General features: G+C 40.9%; 20 protein-coding genes. 7 read left to right on the top strand and 13 right to left on the bottom strand.

Annotated elements, in window-relative coordinates:
- Window positions 1–98: 98 nt before the first annotated feature.
- The 6 genes from greA to rnhA are packed head-to-tail and all read left to right on the top strand — an operon-like array spanning window position 99 to window position 2,789.
- Window positions 99–575, top strand: a complete 477-nt coding sequence (gene greA, locus KA713_01900; GenBank protein ID UXE67384.1) for a transcription elongation factor GreA — start codon at window positions 99–101, stop codon at window positions 573–575.
- Window positions 576–592: 17 nt separating this feature from the next.
- Entirely contained in the window at window positions 593–991 is a 399-nt protein-coding gene (locus KA713_01895) for an HIT family protein (protein ID UXE67383.1), read from the top strand.
- Window positions 992–1,051: 60 nt separating this feature from the next.
- Entirely contained in the window at window positions 1,052–1,621 is a 570-nt protein-coding gene (locus tag KA713_01890) for a MarC family protein (GenBank protein ID UXE67382.1), read from the top strand.
- 37 nt (window positions 1,622–1,658) lie between these two features.
- The gene (locus KA713_01885) at window positions 1,659–1,886 is read left to right on the top strand and encodes a UPF0175 family protein (GenBank protein ID UXE67381.1); all 228 of its coding nucleotides are present in this window, start codon (window positions 1,659–1,661) and stop codon (window positions 1,884–1,886) included.
- On the top strand, window positions 1,879–2,334 hold the full coding sequence (locus KA713_01880; GenBank protein ID UXE67380.1) for a DUF3368 domain-containing protein: 456 nt from the start codon (window positions 1,879–1,881) through the stop codon (window positions 2,332–2,334). The genes KA713_01885 and KA713_01880 overlap by 8 nt, the downstream gene beginning before the upstream one ends.
- Window positions 2,331–2,789: a ribonuclease HI gene (gene rnhA / locus KA713_01875; GenBank protein UXE67379.1), complete on the top strand. Its 459-nt coding sequence runs from the start codon at window positions 2,331–2,333 to the stop codon at window positions 2,787–2,789. The genes KA713_01880 and rnhA overlap by 4 nt, the downstream gene beginning before the upstream one ends.
- 71 nt (window positions 2,790–2,860) lie before the next feature.
- Here rnhA and KA713_01870 read toward each other — a convergent pair whose 3' ends face one another.
- From KA713_01870 to KA713_01815, 12 genes are all read right to left on the bottom strand, one after another.
- Window positions 2,861–3,397, bottom strand: coding sequence for an IS630 family transposase (locus KA713_01870; GenBank protein ID UXE67378.1), 537 nt, complete (start codon window positions 3,395–3,397; stop codon window positions 2,861–2,863).
- Window positions 3,378–3,899, bottom strand: a complete 522-nt coding sequence (locus tag KA713_01865) for a transposase (protein ID UXE67377.1) — start codon at window positions 3,897–3,899, stop codon at window positions 3,378–3,380. The genes KA713_01870 and KA713_01865 overlap by 20 nt, the downstream gene beginning before the upstream one ends.
- A 106-nt stretch (window positions 3,900–4,005) precedes the next feature.
- Window positions 4,006–5,487 carry a glycerol kinase GlpK gene (gene glpK / locus KA713_01860; GenBank protein UXE67376.1) on the bottom strand — a complete coding sequence of 494 codons (1,482 nt, stop codon included), beginning with the start codon at window positions 5,485–5,487 and terminating at the stop codon, window positions 4,006–4,008.
- A 161-nt stretch (window positions 5,488–5,648) separates the two neighbouring features.
- On the bottom strand, window positions 5,649–6,353 hold the full coding sequence (locus KA713_01855) for an aquaporin family protein (protein ID UXE67375.1): 705 nt from the start codon (window positions 6,351–6,353) through the stop codon (window positions 5,649–5,651).
- 32 nt (window positions 6,354–6,385) lie between these two features.
- Window positions 6,386–7,870, bottom strand: a complete 1,485-nt coding sequence (locus KA713_01850) for an MFS transporter (GenBank protein ID UXE67374.1) — start codon at window positions 7,868–7,870, stop codon at window positions 6,386–6,388.
- A 75-nt stretch (window positions 7,871–7,945) separates the two neighbouring features.
- A complete protein-coding gene (locus tag KA713_01845; protein UXE67373.1) occupies window positions 7,946–9,793 on the bottom strand; it encodes a hypothetical protein in 1,848 nt (615 codons plus the stop codon).
- Window positions 9,794–9,796: 3 nt separating this feature from the next.
- Window positions 9,797–10,717 (bottom strand): alpha/beta hydrolase, encoded by a 921-nt coding sequence (locus KA713_01840; GenBank protein ID UXE67372.1) that lies wholly within the window; start codon window positions 10,715–10,717, stop codon window positions 9,797–9,799.
- Between the two features lie 46 nt (window positions 10,718–10,763).
- Window positions 10,764–12,932 (bottom strand): GH92 family glycosyl hydrolase, encoded by a 2,169-nt coding sequence (locus KA713_01835; GenBank protein ID UXE67371.1) that lies wholly within the window; start codon window positions 12,930–12,932, stop codon window positions 10,764–10,766.
- A 67-nt stretch (window positions 12,933–12,999) separates the two neighbouring features.
- Complete coding sequence (locus tag KA713_01830) at window positions 13,000–13,836, bottom strand: sugar phosphate isomerase/epimerase (GenBank protein ID UXE67370.1); 837 nt, start codon at window positions 13,834–13,836, stop codon at window positions 13,000–13,002.
- Between the two features lie 5 nt (window positions 13,837–13,841).
- Window positions 13,842–14,666: a phytanoyl-CoA dioxygenase family protein gene (locus KA713_01825; protein ID UXE68997.1), complete on the bottom strand. Its 825-nt coding sequence runs from the start codon at window positions 14,664–14,666 to the stop codon at window positions 13,842–13,844.
- Between the two features lie 221 nt (window positions 14,667–14,887).
- Window positions 14,888–15,214: a cyclomaltodextrinase C-terminal domain-containing protein gene (locus tag KA713_01820; protein ID UXE67369.1), complete on the bottom strand. Its 327-nt coding sequence runs from the start codon at window positions 15,212–15,214 to the stop codon at window positions 14,888–14,890.
- Between the two features lie 185 nt (window positions 15,215–15,399).
- Window positions 15,400–17,361 carry a glycoside hydrolase family 127 protein gene (locus KA713_01815; protein UXE67368.1) on the bottom strand — a complete coding sequence of 654 codons (1,962 nt, stop codon included), beginning with the start codon at window positions 17,359–17,361 and terminating at the stop codon, window positions 15,400–15,402.
- A 125-nt stretch (window positions 17,362–17,486) separates the two neighbouring features.
- Between KA713_01815 and KA713_01810 the strand changes: the two genes are divergently transcribed.
- The gene (locus KA713_01810; protein UXE67367.1) at window positions 17,487–18,338 is read left to right on the top strand and encodes an AraC family transcriptional regulator; all 852 of its coding nucleotides are present in this window, start codon (window positions 17,487–17,489) and stop codon (window positions 18,336–18,338) included.
- A 46-nt stretch (window positions 18,339–18,384) separates the two neighbouring features.
- Here the strand turns inward: KA713_01810 and KA713_01805 are convergent, their stop codons facing one another.
- Complete coding sequence (locus tag KA713_01805; GenBank protein UXE67366.1) at window positions 18,385–18,600, bottom strand: hypothetical protein; 216 nt, start codon at window positions 18,598–18,600, stop codon at window positions 18,385–18,387.
- Window positions 18,601–18,929 lie beyond the last annotated feature (329 nt).

Here is an 18,929-nt window from a genome sequence, read left to right as displayed (position 1 = left end):
TGGAATAGGAACGAAAACAATTACCTTTGCAATCGCAACGGCCACTCTCTTGGTGGCCGTTGTTTGTTTTTTTATAAGACCCGAATAAAGCAGCAGTTATGGCAAAGCAACTATCGTATTATACTAAAGAAGGTCTCGACAAGTTAACGAAAGAGCTAAGCGACCTTAAAACAAAAGGTCGAGCCGATATCGCCAAGCAAATTGCAGAAGCGCGCGACAAGGGTGACCTAAGCGAGAATGCAGAATACGATGCTGCAAAAGATGCACAGGGCCACCTGGAAGCAAAAATTGCTAAGCTGGAAGATATTGTGGGCAACGCACGCCTTATTGATGAAAGTAAGATTGATACATCAACGGTTTCCATTCTTTCCAAAGTAACGATTAAAAACAAAAAGAATGGAGCCACTGTAACATACATGCTGGTGGCAGAAGAAGAGGCTGATTTAAAAGCCGGTAAAATCTCTACCCAATCACCTATCGGAAAAGGATTGTTGGGTAAGAAGAAAGGCGAAAGTGCCAAAATAAAAACACCGGCAGGCGAAATGGAGTTTGAAATCATTACCATCGAAGCGTAGTATTTTAAGAGAGGTTTATGCCAAGTATTTTCACCCGCATCATTCACTGCGAAATACCGGCCTTTGTTGTAGCCGAAGATGAAAAACACATTGCTTTTCTAGATATAAGTCCATTAGCACTTGGTCATACGTTGGTTATCCCCAAACGCGAAGAAGACTATATTTTTGATTTATCAGACCAAGAACTTTCTGAATTAATGATTTTTTCAAAAAAAATTGCATCGGCAATGATGAAATCCGTCTCCTGCAAAAGAATCGGTTTGAGTGTGATTGGTTTGGAAGTACCACATGCCCATGTGCATTTGGTTCCTTTAAATTCAATGGGCGATATCAATTTCTCAAATCCAAAAGTTAAACTTTCTAAAGAGGAGTTTGTGGCGATTGCTGAGAAAATCAAATCCAACTTCAATTCGTAGGGTGAACGAACTACTTTCTGTTCAAAATCTCTCCTATCTGTAATTCATTACCTTTGCTCGATGAATACAAAAGATATTTTTTCTGTGACGCTGATTTTATTTTCAGTCATCGATATTTTGGGATCGATCCCTTTCATTATTTTGATTCGTAAGCGTGAAGGAAGGATTTATGCTGAAACCGCCACCTTGATTGCCGCAGTGCTGATGGTATTGTTTCTCTATTTAGGTCAATCCATTTTAAAATTATTTGGGTTGGATGTAGGTTCCTTTGCGGTAGCGGGCTCTATTGTGATGTTCATCATTGCCATGGAAATGATTTTGGGAATTACATTAATCAAAGATGACCCCGATGCTAAAGGTACTGGTTCTATCGTGCCCATTGCCTTTCCTTTAATAGCGGGCGCTGGTACCTTGACCACTATTTTATCGCTGCGCGCGGTGTACGAAGAAGCAAACATTCTAGTAGGCATTGTATTGAATCTTATAATTGTGTACATCGTTCTACGATCCAGCTCTTGGCTCGAGCAAAAAATTGGCAAGTCAGGTTTTGCTGTGTTGCGCAGAGTGTTTGGGGTCATTTTACTTTCTATTGCCGTTAAGATATTTAAGAGCAACGTCCTGTTGAGTTAGTCAGATTATCTGTAATTTTACTTGATATTATTAATCGATGAAACGAATTACTCTAGAATTGCCAGATTCATTAGATCTTTCAGATTTTGATCTAAAGATGATTTTAGCTTGTCAACTTTATCATCAGGCGAAGCTATCATCAGGACAGGCTGCTGGATTAGTTGGATTAAGCAAAAGAGAATTTTTAGAATTAATGGGCAAATACGGGTATTCGATTTTTAGTGATTCCATTGAAGATCTTCGCAAGGACATTGCTCATGCCTAAAACTGTTATTGCTGATACAAGTTGCTTTATCGTTCTAGAAAAGATCAACGAACTTTCCTTGTTGAACAAGATTTATCGCGAAGTTATCACTACGCCAGAAATTGCCACCGAATTTAATAAACCATTACCCGATTGGATTTCAATCATTGAAACCAAAGATAAATTGGTTCAAAGGGAATTGGAATCTAAGATAGATGTTGGAGAGGCATCGGCCATTGCCCTTGGCCTAGAAATACCAAACTGTTCGATTATCTTGGATGATTTGAAAGCTCGTAAAATAGCCGCATCACTAAAATTGGATTTTACTGGAACACTTGGAGTGATTGTAAAAGCAAAGCAACTTAATCTTATAGATTCTGTAAAACCTATTATCCGAAAATTACGGGAAGCTGGATTACGATTTTCTGAAGAAATTGAAAAGGACATACTTAATCAAGCAAAGGAATGATCCGTATTTACACCGATGGTGCTGCACAAGGAAACCCAGGCCCGGGTGGGTATGGAACTATATTGAAATACGGTGGCCATGAAAAAGAATTGTCGGAAGGGTTTCGATTGACGACTAACAACCGAATGGAATTATTAGCAGTAATCAAAGGTTTGGAGGCAATCAAAAAAGAAGGACTGCCTGTAACGATTTATTCTGATTCAAAATATGTGGTTGATTCTATCGAAAAAGGATGGATCTGGAACTGGGAAAAGAAAAAAGACTTTGCCAAAAAAGCCAATCCTGATTTATGGAAGCAATACATCCTACTTCACCACAAATTCAAGCCTAAGTTTGTTTGGATAAAAGGCCACGCAGGACATGTAGAGAACGAGCGATGTGACCAGTTGGCGGTGGCGGCTGCTGAAGGAAGCCATCTCAAAGTTGATGTGGAGTATGAAAATGGTAAGAAGTAAGAGTTAAATGTTGTTCAGTAGTCGGTATTTTGGAATACGGATAATAGCATCAAGTAACTATACATAGCGACTTAAATAATGCAGCATAATTTATGTATTGTTTCATTTGGCTTTCCCCACTCTTTCATTTGTTTTTTTATAATTAACTCTACTTCGCCCAGTGTGGAGAAATATTTATTGTGGGTACATTTCCTGCGTGTTATCTTCCAAACCCGCTCAATATTGTTTAGATCGGGACTGTATGGTGGCAAAAACATTAGGCCGATTTTATCCTGGTTTTCCGATAGCCACGACTTCAACAAAATAGCATGGTGATATCTTGCGTTGTCCAGAACCACGATCAATTTCTTCCCGCGTTTTCTTGTCTTGAGGACTTTTTTTAAGAACGCCAAAAAGGTCATTGCGTTGAACACTTTGGTTAGCATTGTTGTCATCTGTCCAGTACTTGCACTTACCACCCCGAAAAGTGATATGGTTTTCCGTGTGGGGGCATGAAGCAAAACGGGGTCTTTATCTTCGGGCGGAAACCACATTTTGCACCTTGAACCATGCTGCTGAAAATGACATTCATCCTCAAAACGCAAATCGTTATTTTTGTTTATTGCCATCAAAAGGAGTTTTTTTAAAAGCCTTTTTGGCTTTTGGGTCTCCATTTGCAATTAGTGGGCGCGGCTTTCGTAGTCGAAATCCCATCGAATTAAATATCCGTTGGCATTGACGGACGCCCAGTTCAACCTTATACTTTTTTTTAAGGTGGGCGGACATCAACTTACCATCCCAAAAATTCTGTCCATAAGAAAAATCGACAGGGCTTTTGCGTAAGTCATCACCTAATTGTTGCCATTGCTTCTCGCTTAGACTACCAGGCCGACCTGACTTTCCTCCTTCTGCCAAACCAGAAAACCCTTTGCTGTTAAAACTTTTTACCCATCTCTGAATAGTAGTAGGGGATTGACCAAACAATTCTCCCACGGTATAACAATCATAGCCGTTAAGAACCAACAATAAACCGTGTAGCCTATGATCGTACTTGGAATCATCCGATCTGTGTATCTCCTGTTGGATGGCTATGTGCATGTTCTTGTCGTCTTTAATAAATAACCGTTTCATTTGTCTTCATTTTTAGTTTGTTGAAAACAAAGATAACAATTTAATAATTATACTGCATTACTTATGTCGCTGTGTATAGAATCCAGAGTCTAGTGTCCAGTATCAACTACTTCGCCCAACCCAAGGTTCGCTGCACTGCTTTCTGCCAATTCTTGTAAAGTTCCCTTCGAGTAGATTCATCCATCAGCGGCACAAAACGTCTTTGAATTTTTCTGTTCCGAGCAATATCCCCTTTCTTCCAAAGCCCAGCTTGAATTCCTGCTAAGTAGGCTGCACCCAACGCAGTCGATTCAATAACCTCAGGACGCTCTACTTCTGCACCCAAAATATCAGCCTGAAACTGCATGAGTATATTGTTGGCGCAAGCACCACCGTCTACTTTTAAACTCGCCAACCGAATGCCGGAATCTTCTTGCATGGCATTCAGTATATCTTTGGTTTGATAAGCCAATGATTCTAACGTTGCTTTAATGATGTGGTCTTTTCCTGTGTCGCGCGTCAAGCCGAAGATTGCTCCGCGCGCATACATGTCCCAATAAGGCGCACCCAATCCCGCGAAAGCGGGAACCACAAAAACTTCATTGGATCCCAAAGCCTTCGTGGCAAAATATTCTGAATCTTTTGATTGATCGATCAAATGCATGCTATCGCGAAGCCACTGCACGGCTGCACCTGCGATGAACACACTTCCTTCCAATGCATACTCCACTTTTCCGTCTAACCCCCAGGCGATAGTGGTAATCAATCCATTTTTTGATTGTTGGATTTTTGATCCAGTATTCATCAGCATAAAACAGCCGGTGCCATATGTATTCTTGGCCATGCCCGGTTCAAAACAAGCTTGACCAAACAAGGCAGCTTGTTGATCGCCCGCCACGCCTGCGATCGGGATTTCAATTCCGTTTAAACTCCATTTTCCAAAATCCGCAGCGGAAGGGTTCACTTCAGGCAAGAGTGATGGAGGTATGCTTAACTCTTTCAAAAGTTTTTCATCCCATATCAACTCTCGAATATTGAATACCATTGTGCGTGATGCATTCGAATAATCCGTTACATGGCTTTTGCCATTCGTCAGCTTCCAAATCAACCAGCTATCGATTGTACCAAATGCAAGTTGACCCTTCTCAGCTTTGGCTCTTGCACCTGGTACATTATCTAGCATCCATTTGATTTTAGTACCAGAAAAATAAGAATCAATAACAAGTCCGGTATTTTGGCGAACGTAGTCTGTGAGCCCGCACGATTTTAATTCCTCGCAGATAGATGCGGTGCGTTTGTCTTGCCACACGATGGCATTATAAATAGGCTCTCCTGTTTGTCGATCCCAAATAACTGTTGTCTCACGTTGATTGGTGATACCGATTGCTACAATAGATTTTGCATCTACTCCATTATCCGAAATTACTTTTTGTAAAACACTTAGTTGCGTATCCCAAATTTCATTTGCATCATGCTCAACCCACCCAGATTGCGGAAAAATTTGGGTGAACTCTTGTTGGGCGATACCAACTATGGAACCTTTCTCATCAAACAAAACGGCTCGTGAGCTGGTAGTACCTTGGTCGAGGGCGATGATGAACTTGGGCATTGGGGATTAGGTATTAAATGAGAAGTAGGTAATAAGCAAGAAGTGTTAAAGTCCACAATAAGCAGTTGACAAATCTGAGGTGTAAGCTGATGTTTGGCAATCCTAAAATCACAAATCAATAACCACAAATCAATAATCTAAAATCCATTTACCACAGCAAATCAAAATAGTTGGCCGTAGATAAATGCGCCTAGCATTCCACCAATGATCGGTCCCACCACGGGTATCCAGGCATATTCCCAATCTGATTTTCCTTTGCCATGTATGGGCAAAATAAAATGGGCAATTCGTGGCCCTAAATCACGAGCTGGATTAATGGCAAAGCCGGTTGTTCCTCCCAAACTCAAGCCAATGGAAATGATTAAAAGGCCGACTACCATTGGGTTAAGACCTTTGGAAAATTCGTTGGCTCCTATAAACAACAGAGCCAAAACCAACACCGTGGTGGCAATTATTTCGCTCACCAAATTGGTAAACGTATTACGAATAGCAGGGGCATTGCAAAACACGCCCAACTTTGCCGATGGATCAATTGTCTCTTTCCAATGTGGCAAATAATGAAGCCATACAAGGGTGGCGCCAGCAATAGCTCCTGCAAACTGTGCCACGATGTAACCAAGCACCATATCTGAAGCAAAACTTCCGTTGATTGTTAGCGCGATTGTGACGGCTGGATTGAGGTGTGCACCACTGATCCCTCCCACTGCATAGATGGCGAGCATAACAGCTAGTCCCCATCCGATGGCAATCATCAGCCATCCGCCATTTTCAGATTTCGACTTCTTTAATGAAACAGCTGCATTTACTCCTCCGCCAAGAAGAATAAGCAAAAGTGTTCCAAAGAATTCAGCTAAATATGGACTCATAGAAATTAGATTATGATTTAATCATTGAAACATTAATGGCTAGAAGATGATAACTGAACTTCCTCACCTGTTGATTCTGATTTGATCAATAGTGTAGCCAGAGCAGCAAGTGCTAGTAAGATACCAGCAAATACTACTGCATTTCCGCTATCATTCCCTAAAAAATTCTTTAACACAAAGCCAAAGGTAACCGTCTGCAAAATCATCGGCACCACAATCATCATGTTGATGATTCCCATGTAAACACCATAACGCTCTTTCGGTATATTGCCGACCACCAACAAATAAGGAATACCCATCATACTCGCCCAGCCAATACCAAAACCCGTGATGGCGGGAAACAATAGGTACTTATTTTCGATAAATGGGAAAAGTAAAAATCCTGTTGCTGCCAAAAGTAGACATGCAAAATGAACCTTTTTCGCAGATGACTTCTTAACAAAGTATACCAATGCAAAAGCGGAAAGAAAAGTAACCACGTTATACCAACCATTGACCAGACCCGTCCAACTTACAGCTTGTTCATATAGTTCAGGATTCGTAGATGGTGTAGCTTTCCAAACAGAAAGGCCAATACTCTTGGACGCGTTTTGCCAATAACAAAATAGCGCATACCATTGAAACAAATAGACCAACGCCAGCTGCCACATCACTTTTGGCATCTCCAAGATTGCCTCAACAATCTCAATATTTTGAGCAAAAAGTATTTTGGTGGTTGAATTGTTTTTTATCGCATTCAAGACTTTCCTGAATAGAGATTTATAAAACAGAGATGGCAAGAATAAAACAAGCATCATCGTATAAGCAAGAACAGAAGTGACGATTGAAATGAAAAACTGAACAATCAAATGTGGCTGACCTTCATTTTTTTTGTTAATCTCGTCTATTTCTTCTTTACTGGGTGGAATTTCTGGAGTGGTGTGCATGCTCCACCAAATAGTGCCAATAGAACAAACCGCACCTAAAAAGAAAGAGGCAAATACCCAATTGGGGATGGCGCCAGTTCTACCAATAATTAAAAGGGGAAAAATGAAAAGGGAAACATTAGCAAGGGTTTGGCCTAGACCAGTGAAAAAGCTTTGCGTTTGAAAGCCAGTCGGTCGCTGATCGTCATTTAATTTATCGGCAATAAATGCACGATAAGGTTCCATGGCTGTATTGTTTCCAACATCCAAAATCCAAAGCAATCCGGCTGCCATCCAGAGGGCATTACTGAAAGGAAAAAAGAACAGACAAATGCTACATAAAATCGCTCCGATAAAAAAGTATGGTTTCCTTCTGCCAAAGCGTGGGTCCCAGGTTTTATCACTCAGGGCTCCAATAATAGGTTGTATTAAAAGTCCTGTTACGGGGCCCGCTAAATTCAAAAGTGGAATTTCATCTGGGCTGGCACCCAAAAAATCATAAATGGGATTCACAGCACTTTGCTGCAAACCAAAACTATATTGGATTCCGAAGAACCCCACATTCATATTAATGATCTGCGAGAAAGTGAGTTGGGGTTTGGGAATAGTCATTCAGATTTCGTTAACCGATTAAAGTTGACGAAAGGAAATGGAACAAGCAAGCGGTCTTTTACTAAATTGAACTAGCTACTTTATTCTTTTCAAAATCATAGCCTCCATCGACCCCAATATCAGCTGGCCAGGAATAGGTTTCCTTTTAGAAAGAAGATCAGTATATGCTGCTTCCGAAGGGACCGAAAACGTATATGGCTTTTCATCCAAATTAAATAATACAATGACTTCATTCTTGCCATCAAACCTCCGATAACCCAAATGTTTTCCCTGCGACTGAATAAATTCAATTTCTCCGGAAACTAATACTGGATTACTCTTTCGAATAGCAATGAGCTTTTTGTAAAAATCAAAATGCACTTGATTAAAAGCGATCGGGTCATACTCAGTTGGTCCTGGTTGAAAGTTGTTTCTTGGCTCCGCTTGAAAAGTAAATTCTTTCCACATCAACGGTTTTCTTGGGTAGGGGTCATCCGCCCCCCACATGCCCATTTCTTCTCCGTTCCAGATATGCGGTGCGCCTATTGAAGTATATGCATGTACCAGATACAGACGAAGCCGTTTATACGTTTCATCATCAGGTTTGCCGGTTTTATAAAGAGGATTATCACTGGGGGAAGCACTGAACTTGTATTTGTTTGGGTTATAAAAATCAGTTAGCAATCTGGGGGCATCATGACTGGAGGCCACGTTCATCATCGCATACCGATTTGATTTATTTAATCTGTTCCATTGAAACTCTAAACTATCTTTTAGCGTCTGCGCGTCAATCGCGTTGTCGTTTTTGGCGAAGAAATACCGAGCGGGTCGATAGGCTTGGTAAAACATCACTGCATCGAACACATCACCTTTAGTATAGGGCACTGGATTCATCAATCGATCAGGCCAAGCTTCCCACCAAATTTCTCCAATCAAATACGCGTTGGGCTGAATGGTACGTACCTGTTTCCTAAAGTCTCTCCAAAAGCCTAAGCCTATTTGGTCTGCTACATCCAACCGGTAGCCATCAATTCCTTGTGATGCATATCCATCTGGCGCGAGCCAACGTTTGGTAACCGCAAAGATGTGTGCCTTCGCTCCCTCATTGATGTTTCCTTCGTACGGATGCCCCGCCTGCTTGAAGGTAGTAACATTCACTTTCTTTAACTCGGGCAATGAAGGAATATTTAACCATCCATTATAAGAGAATTCGTTCTCAGAAGTAGCCGGATTATCGAATGATTTAAGATCGAACCAATCTTTGTAAGGGGAAGCCTGTTGGTTTTTTAATACATCCAGCCATGCCCAGAATGTGGTACCTACATGGTTCCAGGAATAATCCATAATGATCTTCATCTTTCGCTTATGAACTTCCGCTACCAATTTTAGAAATAATTTATCAGCACTCGTCCATTTCCAGGTAGTTGGGTCTGCCGGATTTTCGCTTGCAATAATTTTGTTGTCGCCTACGGGATCAGGTCCAAAATTTACATCCACATGATGATAGTTTCGTGCATCATATTTGTGTAAAGAGGGCGCATCGTTGATGGGGTTGATGAATAATGCTGTAACACCCAGCTCTTGCAAATAGTCTAGCTTATTGATGACGCCTTGCAAATCCCCGCCATATCTTCTGTATTGCAGCATCTCTCCAAAAGACTTGCCCGGTAGTTTTGCCCAACTTTCCTGATCAAACCAATTGTTTGTCCAGGGTGTAACGGACCAGCCTTTAGGTGCATGCAAATTCAACGGTGCAATGTCAATATCGGTTGGTGTTGGGTCATTGGTTTTGTCTCCATTGTTAAATCGCTCCACAAAGATCTGGTACCAGATAACCTCTTTCGACCATGCCGGTGGTTCATTAAATGGAGTGCTTGATTGCGCACTCGAGTTAAACGAGTTCAAAAAAAATAATAGAAACAAAAAGCGTGCATTTGCTCTCATAGCTTACTTTTTTAGTAAAAACAATAGGGGAATATCCAGGCGCTTATTCCATGCCTTTTCAGAATGGTTCTCTCCGGGAAAATATTTCGTCAACCAATTCTTAGCGGTGTAGCCTTTCGCTTTTATTACTTCATCTGCCTTCTTTTGCAGGGGTGGATAAAGAGCATCCAACGTTTGATCACCGTAATCGAAGTATAACTTGTGCGACTTAGGATTTGGCAGATTTTTGGCTAGGTAATTGAAGAAGGCCTCTGGAATTGGATTTCCCTCGACTTTAAAAGTGCCTGGCCAATGGGTGCTTAAGCAAGCCGCTCCACCAAACACATTGGGGTACTCGCATATGGCGTACATCGAAATCAGTCCACCCATACTTGAGCCAGCCACGAAAGTATTTTTCGCGTCTGTCTTCGTTGAAAAGTTTTTATCGATAAAAGGCTTTAACTCCTCCACTAAAAACTTCAAGTAATTATCTGATATTGGCTTAAACATCTCCTTTGTCCTTCCCATTTTTTGCAGCTGTGCTGTAATTGTATCCCTTTCTACTCGAGATAAACTCTCATATGGCTTTTGCGGAAAATACTCGGGGTGGCGCGTGCCTTCAGAATTCCAGGCACCTACTACGATACAGTTCTTTACTTTCCCTTCTTTTAACAATCTACCCAATACCTCATCTACTCCCCACTCCTGCTTGTTCCACATGATAGCGGAATCATAAAGACCCTTCCCATCGTGCATATACAACACCGCATACTTCTTTTTGGAGTCATAACCATCCGGAAGCCAGACGTCCACATTACGAGGAACCACATATTTTGATTCAAACTTTTCGTAGTGTTTGATGGTTCCTGAAGAAACCTTGGGCACTTGTGAAATCGACACGAGATGACAACATACAAATAGAGTGATTATGAATATCGGTTTCATCTGTTTGAGTTAACTTTCTTGCACTTGTTACGCGGTCATAATACTATCAATTTTCGCTGATAAACTCAAGTTTTCCGCCTTTGGTAAGAGTCGAATAGGCTACAGAATGATCTAAAGTTTTCTTACCATTTAACTGTACTTCAAAAACCGAAACGTTCTGTTTGTTCGAAGTTAAACTGATAATTAACTCTTTGCTCTTAGCTAGTTTAACAACTATCTTTTTTGCCTGAGGAACTCCAAACACAAAAGTGCCATTTCCCGGGTTAACCGGATAAAAACCTAGCGTTGAAAAAATGTACCACGCACTCATTTGGCCGCAGTCATCATTGCCTATCATTCCTGTGGGTGTGTTGTCATAAAATTGATTGCAAATTTGCGTGATCAATTCTCTGCCTCTTTGGGGCTTCTCTGAATAGGCATATAGGTAGGCAATATGATGACTTGGTTCATTGCCATGCGCATATTGCCCAATCATTGCTTCTTGTCCTAGGTGTTTATTTGGGTTGAGTGCGCGAATGGTAAAAAAACTATCCAATTGTGCAGTAAAATTTCTTTTGCCACCTAACAAACGCATAAGCCCCTCCGCATCATATTGGGCAGGTGTCCAAAAATATTGCCATGCATTTGCTTCTGTGTAATCGCCCGGGTTGTTCATGGGCGATGTTGCCATCAGCGGATTGAATGGGGTTCGCCATTTAGCCAAGCTATTCTTCCCCCGCATTTGCCGGGTTGTGCTGTCGTATAGGTTTTTGTAAAAAGAAGCACGCTTAAAATATTGTGTCGCAATATCTCGTCTACCCAACTGTTCGGCCATGGTGGCAACAAAATAATCATCTACTCCATGTTCTAGTGTTCTTGAAACAGCTTCGTTGTCCAAACTATCAAAAGGATAATAGCCATACTTGTTCAACAAAGGCCAATTGCTGTTGATGTGTTTCTCTGTAGTGCTTTTAACCATCTCTTTCAGCGCATCATTTGCATCGAAACCCATAAATCCCTTTTTATAGGCATCGACTATCACCGGAATGGAATGATTGCCGATCATACAATAATTGTCTTGGCCCCATGCTGTCCAGATCGGTAAGAAACCGGCAGCCTTGGAATGAGCGATCATCGATTGCACAAACCCGTTGACTTTCTCAGGAGCGATCAGCGTATAGAGTGGGTGAGCCGCGCGGTAAGTATCCCACAAGGAGAGTGTAGAATAGTACTCATTGTTTTCCGCTTGACGGACTACATCGTCTGCGCCCCTGTACTTTCCATCCACATCCGCAATGTTGGAAGGCTGAATAAATAAGCGATACATAGAGCTATAGAAAATCTCTTTTTGTTTTTGATCTGCATCTATTTCAATACGAGATAAATATTCATTCCATTTCTGCTTTGCTTGGGTTACAGTCCCGTCAAAATCCCATTCTGGAATTTCAGTCTTTAGATTTGCTATTGCACCCTCTACACTTACGGTCGACAAAGCAACTTTTGTTTTAAGCACTTTGTCCTTTAGTTCGAATTCTAAAATGTACTTTGGTGCTTTCTCCTTAGGTTTCTTAACCAATTCGGAACTAGTGACAAAGGGTTGATCGAACTGGATAAAAAAGAAATACTTTCGATCCACCCAATTTTTGGTGTGGCAAAAACCCGAAATACTATTTTGATTGCTCAATCTTACGTCACTCTCTAACACCAACGAGTCGGTAAGAAATCGAAGACCGTGTTGTAGATCGACCAAAAGCTTTGCCTTATTGTTGGGGTACGTGTATTTATGAAAGGCAACTCGCTCGCTGGCAGATAACTCGACCTTGACTTGATTACGGAGCGCAACAGAATAATAACCGGGCGTTGCACGTTCTGTCTGTTTGTGATATCCCTCACCAAATTTCTCTGTCCGGGAATCTGTAACTGGCTGCAAGAGCACATCACCAAACTCACTGATGCCAGTGCCATTGGCACGTGTCTGAGAAAATCCAATAATGGTTGAATCCCGATATTGATATCCACTTGTGTAGTCCCAACCTTGATCTCTATTATCCGGGCCCGGTTGAACCATCCCAAACGGCAAACACGGACCGGGAAAGGTATGACCCGTTCCTTCTGTGCCAATGAATGGATTGACAAATTGCGTAAAATCCTTGTCATCATTTGCTTGATTCTGGCAAGCAAAAAACAAAACAACCAACCCAATCGATACCAAAAGTCTATTTACAAATTTACTCATTTGCTATTTCTTTCATTCCAACATTGACTCAGGTAATTCTTTTCTATTGTGTTCTTCAAGTAACTTACTAGTAACGAGAGTCAAATTCATGTTGTAAGTAATCTTTCATTCTTACATTAATTTCCCATTGGTCGCCCAACGGTTTTTGTGTGAATGGCATGGTTGGCATATACGGTACGGGACCAAATTCCGGGCAAATTGTAAAAAAGCCTCCTGTAACATTTCCGGCTTTTATAACTTTCTTCCACCAGCCAACGAATGTATCGAAAGTTGACTTCCATTCAGGAGCAAAAGGATCATTCACTTGTGGCGAATGCTCGTAGCCCACGCGGGCATGAAGATGGTAAACGAAAGGAATTACTTTATCAACTATTTCATTTTGATCGTTCAAAAGGCTTTCGGAGACAGTGCACCAATGTGAAAAGTCTGCTGTTAGTTTAAGTTGTGGAAATCGTTCTAAGTAGGGAAGCAATGAAGCAGCATGGTAAGTAAAACGTCCGCGGTGAGTCTCATGTAAAATTTGTATTCCCGACTGCTGTGCTATGTTTTCAACCATTTCAATAATCCTACAATTATCATCAAATGAAAAATAATCTTTTCCTGTGTGACTATTGATGAAATTTGGTTTGAGCGCAACAATAGTATCAAGTCGCTTTTTTAAGCGAGTAGCATATTCCTCAACGCTCTCTTGCCGTAAAGGGAGAACTTGTTGTGCAATGAAGACAAAGTTCTTGTCCATTTTACGCGCGTATTCCAATTCAATTTGAAATTCCTTTGTAAAATCCGATGAATTGGGCATGTTTATCTCCACACCGTCATAACCCTCCTGCAGAATACACCTGAAAAAGTCGGAAGGTGATGTTCCCTCTTGACCCCAATACGGGCAGACAAACTTGATCTCCATCAAGACTAGCGTTGATAAATGATCGGGTTAATCGGGCTGTTAATTACTTCCCCGACAGTTGCCCCAGGGCACCATGTATTCCAGTCGTTAATTTGATTTTTATTTTCCGGTGCCTTCAACTTCATGTCTTTGTCCATAAAAATAATGGTCATCACCTTGCGCATTTGATTAGTCACATTGGCTCCTGCTCGATGAAACACCCATCCTGAATGAAAACTTATCTCACCGGCATCAAAAGGTTCAATCACATGTTTGAAATCCGTAACCCGAAGTTTTTGTTGAATAACGGCTTCACTTTCATCGCCTATTTCAAGTTCTCTTCCTTCCACAATCTGATGGCTTGCTGCACTAAATTCAAGCGGTCCTAGCTCCAGTGGTGTCGCTTGCAATGGCATCCAAGCAGTAACTGTTTTATCAGTTTGTGATGGCCAATAATATTGATCGGCATGCCAAGGCGTAATTCCGCCACCACCCTCTTTAAAAAGTGCCTGGTCGTGGTAAATTCTAACCCCATCAGTTTGCATCAAATCGGAAGCGATTTTTCCCAGACGCTTACTAAAAATCAACTTCTTCACGACTTCATCTTCGCACCAAAGATTGAACAATTGCAAAAATGCTTTTCCATAAGTGCTTCGCTGCTCCAGAGGGGTATCAATGGTTTTCATTTGATTTACCCGAATAGTAATTGCGTTGTTGAAAAAATCAAGTGTTTCTTGATTCAGCACGTGTTTCAACTTGATATATCTATTTTTTTGATAGAAAGATACCTGCTCGGCCGTTAACGTGTAAGGCTCATCTAAGAACTTTAAAATAGAAACTGAAGGTTGCATGGCTGATTTTGTTTTCATCAAAATTACCTTGATTACTCTATTGAACATTCAACTTAACGGCAAAGACCGACACTATATTGACATGTCAAGTCTTATAGTTGTTTAAATAAGTCCAGTATGTCTTAGTTTTAAGCAGTTGTATCTTGTATCACACAATTACGAAAGCTTAGTCAACGAGGTATTTGAAAGCCAAGCGTTAATAATTGTATTTTGGCACTATTCTATTTTTTTAACTCCAGCACCCACATGGTTTTAGTGGGGATTTTGGTCTTTGTGGAGAGGTCAAATGAATTACTACTCAATACATCGATAGCCGTAGTGAATTTGGATGTTTGCTCGGCATAGGATTGTGAGGGTACGCCATGTACCCACAGCTCGCCAAAAATGGTAAGCTTCGGATACTCGGCATACAGGGTTGCATTACAACGATTCATAAAATTCAAATCGTTATACAAATACGTGTCCAACCGATAATTAACTGTAAAAGTCTGCTTGCTAAATGTCGGATCTGTGCTTCTCACCAATACCTGAACGGTATTTAACTTCATGTCCACCCACCTATGTGGAGGATATATTTCTACTGATTGAGCGTGGGACAAAAAACATAAAAACCAACTGGCAAAAAAAGTAAAAATCTCATGGCGATCACCGTTAATTAGTGACAACCTATATCTACCAATATACCAATTTATCGATGACCAAAAACGAACATTTAGCCTCGTTGTTTCACATCCTATTCTCTTTGAAAGGTAACCTGCCGCAGAATCGACTTGCCCATTGGTACAAGCTCGCGATTTTCCTGTTTTCGGGTTCTTTCGTTCAGAAAAACACCTGTTATTTTAGAGTCATCGCCCACCAAATTTGACGCGGCTGGCAAGAGGTATCTTGCAAAACCAAGAGGGCTAGGGCTATATTGGTAATCATGAAATCCCGATATCGGGAAATTCTTACTAATTGTCTCTTGACTGGAAATTGGTAACGCGTAGACCAATGATCCATAGGTGAAATAAACCTCTTTCTTCTTGAATAAGTGCTCTTTCACACTAGTTTTAAAGGTCAATTCAAAGTCTGTCAACTCCTTTTCAGATCGGAAGACAAGAAGATCACCCTCTTTTTTGTAATCCACAGAAGATTTAATCTCATCCGCCCAAGAAGGCTTACGGATTTTCAGTGTTAGTGTCTTTTTGCCATTTTTTTCTACCACAAATCGTATGGAATTACCGTAAGGATATTCTGTTATTTCTTTGATCAACACATTTTCACCGTTTATTTCAGTGCTTACTTCGGATGGCCCCAATAAAGTGGCAACCAAGCCCTCAGAGTCTTTCATCCACATACTTTGAACGTAGTAGGGTCCTATCCGGCCAGCATTCGGCACACAACAAACCGCAGCATCCTGATGAGCCGGTGAATACTTATAACGCGTTTGTTTTGGCTGAGTGGTATCATCATTACGCTTACCGTTCATCGAGAAAGAGTTATCCGTTTTTAAATAGGCAATCGCACTGTATTGGGGGTGTCGAGCACCTTGTGCAGCATTAAAAAATACCCGCTCCACTTTTTCTGCGTACTCCATAGCGCCAGTTTTTCCTAGTAGACTTATATAGGAATGCATCAACTCGTGTGTAGAACAAAACTCATAGCCAGTAGTGGTTGCATCCGCTTCCCGTTGGCTGATCCATTCGTCTCCTATCGGCCCACCTGAGGGAGCTGTTGTGCCAGCAATTTTCTTAAGGAAGTTATCCAATGCTTTCATTAATTCAGGATCTTCGGATGAATAAGCCGCTGCCGACAATGCACGGAGGTGCTCATACGTATGCGCGCCATGCCCGCGAAGTTTATAAGCACTATCCATCAATTTCGGTATCTGTGCATCTTCGTTCAGTTTATTCGCAGAAAAATCTTTATAAAGAAAAACACAATAGGTTTTGTACTCACTTTTTTTAGTGAGTTGATACACTCGTTCAAATACGTCCGTAATCATTAACCCATGTGTCAATCCACTGGCATCGGGATTGGTAGAGTAGAATGGATGAGAAGCATTTATTGGATAATTGTTGACGATGTTTTTAGCGGCTCTTTCTATTGCCGCTAGCACTTTCTCGTTTTTTGTATATTCATACCAACCTAAAAGTCCTCTGAGCAAGGTTGTTTTGGACCAAAGCTCCCCATTTTCATTGTCAAATTTATACCTCAGTTCTTGATCATAGATTCCTAAGTAACCATCCTCATCTTGCGTCTGTAGTATTCTGTTTACATATTTTTCTGCTCTTGCCAAGTGATAAGCATTGCCCGTTAGAATTGCGTGACGTAGGTAGCCGTCCCACCAATTGCTTTGGGTTTCTGAGTTCCACCAAAGAAATTGAACCTGCCACTGGCCATCATCAGTGATAGCCCCCACGTCTTTCGTTTTCACTTTTTTTGAAAGTCTGTCCTTTCCATAAATATCATCTTTCAAAATCAAGTCGGGCACGATGCTATCCAAATGCCCGGTGAAGCCATCCAAATCTCCATCCATTTGCTGCTTAAGCCAACCGCTTGGTTTAATTTCTGAAAGGCGCAAGAGCTGAAGTTTTTCAGACAGACCTTGGTGTTGTTCAGTTTCTTGAAGTTGTCCTGAGCGTTGTTCAGAGCAGCTTGTGACTAGAATAGTGCCTAAAAAAACAAAGGTTAATAGATTAAATGCTTTAGCCATGTGATTTAAATTATTAACAAACATATCCATTCTGAAATAACTGAATCGAAACAAAATAATCGAATAATAGCACTATATTGTACATAAATATCAAGTAGTGGCGATATTCGTATCCATTTTGTACCATGAAGGCTTCCTTTGAAGATATCCAATCAAAAAAGAAAGATCAATCGTTTTTAGCCTATTCATTTAGTACCAAACAATTTAAATTCAAATGGCACTATCATCCGGAATACGAATTGACTCTGATCACCAGGGGCAGCGGAAAACGATTTGTTGGAGATAGCTATCAGGACTTTACTTCTGGTGACTTGGTATTGATAGGGACAAACCTCCCCCACACGTGGGTTAGTGAACTGACAGACTCCCGCCTATCATCAGCTGTTGTCATACAGTTCTCTTGCAATTTAATTGAGCCGTTGCTCGCATTGTCGGAATTTCAGTCTATCAAAAAAATGCTGACTCATGCGAATCGTGGTTTGCATTTTTCCACAAAGCAATCAAATGGGTTAATCGCAAAAATAAGTAAGCTGACAGAAAAGAGTGGCGTTGAAAAAATTTCATTTCTCTTGATGGTTTTGAGCGAATTGGCGGAACAAAAAGCAGCCTTCCTTTCCTCTGCTAAGTTTGAACCAGTCATCGGTGGTAAAAATGAAAAGCGGATCAATACGGTATGCGAATACATTCAAAAGAATTCAACTAAAAAATTTACGCTAGGTCAAATCGCTCAGCTTATTTATCTTTCAGAAAGCGCCTTTTGTAAGTTTTTCAAAAGGTTGACCGGAAAAACTTTCTCAGATTACGTGAATGAAGTACGAATTGGTCACGCTTGCCAATTGCTAATTGACACCGACAAACCCATTGTAGAAGTGGCCTGGGAGACTGGCTTTGAAAGCCTCACTTATTTTAACCGAGTTTTCCTAAAAAAGAAAAAAATGAGACCCAGGGAATTCCGGTCAAAACATTTTTCAGGCTAACCACTCTACTTTCTAGTAACCACTCGTTGCGCAATCAACTCACCATCTATAATGATAGCGAAACTCTAGCGTATGCTTCAGCAGATTGAACCATGGTTGTCTTTGTCTGTTCACAAACAGTTCTTGTAATATTGATCCAATGCCCTTTAGGAGATATTTTCTTTGTGGCGAACAGCACATGGCCTCGCACGTTAATAGCAAACGGATTGCAGTCCCAAAAGCTGGCAATGGCACGTTGCTCTTCGGTAATATTCTTTACCACCTCAAAAACCTCAAATGCTTCTTTATAAAACTGACTTGATTTCTGGATGGAAAACGCTTTCGGAGCAACCGGCTTAAATTGGGCTGCCGAGTCAATTACAAATGCCTTGCCCCGAATAAACTGTTCGTTTCATTCTTCACATATTGTTTATAAAGGTTCTTTCCGCTATGAGCATCTTTGAACAGCATCACGCCAAAAAATGGGGAGTATTATAAATTTTCAGAAACTCAAATAGATTTATCTGATTCCACAACGGCAAAGGATACCATAGTCCAATGCTTCAAGTCTTAGTCTAAATGAAAAGACTCTTAACTGGCTTCAGTACTTTA

Source organism: Chryseotalea sp. WA131a, from assembly GCA_025370075.1.
In the GTDB taxonomy this organism is placed as follows: Bacteria; Bacteroidota; Bacteroidia; order Cytophagales; family Cyclobacteriaceae; genus ELB16-189.
This window is presented reverse-complemented; position numbering and strand designations above follow the sequence as displayed.

Bases quoted from the DNA above. Each gene is read 5' to 3' on its own strand.
- KA713_01845 (UXE67373.1), bottom strand. From the start codon at position 9,793: ATGAGAGCAAATGCACGCTTTTTGTTTCTATTATTTTTTTTGAACTCG.
- KA713_01890 (UXE67382.1), top strand. From the start codon at position 1,052: ATGAATACAAAAGATATTTTTTCTGTGACGCTGATTTTATTTTCAGTC.
- KA713_01840 (UXE67372.1), bottom strand. From the start codon at position 10,717: ATGAAACCGATATTCATAATCACTCTATTTGTATGTTGTCATCTCGTG.
- KA713_01855 (UXE67375.1), bottom strand. From the start codon at position 6,353: ATGAGTCCATATTTAGCTGAATTCTTTGGAACACTTTTGCTTATTCTT.
- KA713_01895 (UXE67383.1), top strand. From the start codon at position 593: ATGCCAAGTATTTTCACCCGCATCATTCACTGCGAAATACCGGCCTTT.
- KA713_01880 (UXE67380.1), top strand. From the start codon at position 1,879: ATGCCTAAAACTGTTATTGCTGATACAAGTTGCTTTATCGTTCTAGAA.
- KA713_01815 (UXE67368.1), bottom strand. From the start codon at position 17,361: ATGGCTAAAGCATTTAATCTATTAACCTTTGTTTTTTTAGGCACTATT.
- KA713_01820 (UXE67369.1), bottom strand. From the start codon at position 15,214: ATGAAGTTAAATACCGTTCAGGTATTGGTGAGAAGCACAGATCCGACA.
- KA713_01810 (UXE67367.1), top strand. From the start codon at position 17,487: ATGAAGGCTTCCTTTGAAGATATCCAATCAAAAAAGAAAGATCAATCG.
- KA713_01865 (UXE67377.1), bottom strand. From the start codon at position 3,899: ATGAAACGGTTATTTATTAAAGACGACAAGAACATGCACATAGCCATC.
- KA713_01870 (UXE67378.1), bottom strand. From the start codon at position 3,397: ATGGCAATAAACAAAAATAACGATTTGCGTTTTGAGGATGAATGTCAT.
- rnhA (UXE67379.1), top strand. From the start codon at position 2,331: ATGATCCGTATTTACACCGATGGTGCTGCACAAGGAAACCCAGGCCCG.
- KA713_01835 (UXE67371.1), bottom strand. From the start codon at position 12,932: ATGAGTAAATTTGTAAATAGACTTTTGGTATCGATTGGGTTGGTTGTT.
- KA713_01885 (UXE67381.1), top strand. From the start codon at position 1,659: ATGAAACGAATTACTCTAGAATTGCCAGATTCATTAGATCTTTCAGAT.
- greA (UXE67384.1), top strand. From the start codon at position 99: ATGGCAAAGCAACTATCGTATTATACTAAAGAAGGTCTCGACAAGTTA.
- KA713_01825 (UXE68997.1), bottom strand. From the start codon at position 14,666: ATGCAACCTTCAGTTTCTATTTTAAAGTTCTTAGATGAGCCTTACACG.
- KA713_01830 (UXE67370.1), bottom strand. From the start codon at position 13,836: ATGGAGATCAAGTTTGTCTGCCCGTATTGGGGTCAAGAGGGAACATCA.
- glpK (UXE67376.1), bottom strand. From the start codon at position 5,487: ATGCCCAAGTTCATCATCGCCCTCGACCAAGGTACTACCAGCTCACGA.
- KA713_01850 (UXE67374.1), bottom strand. From the start codon at position 7,870: ATGACTATTCCCAAACCCCAACTCACTTTCTCGCAGATCATTAATATG.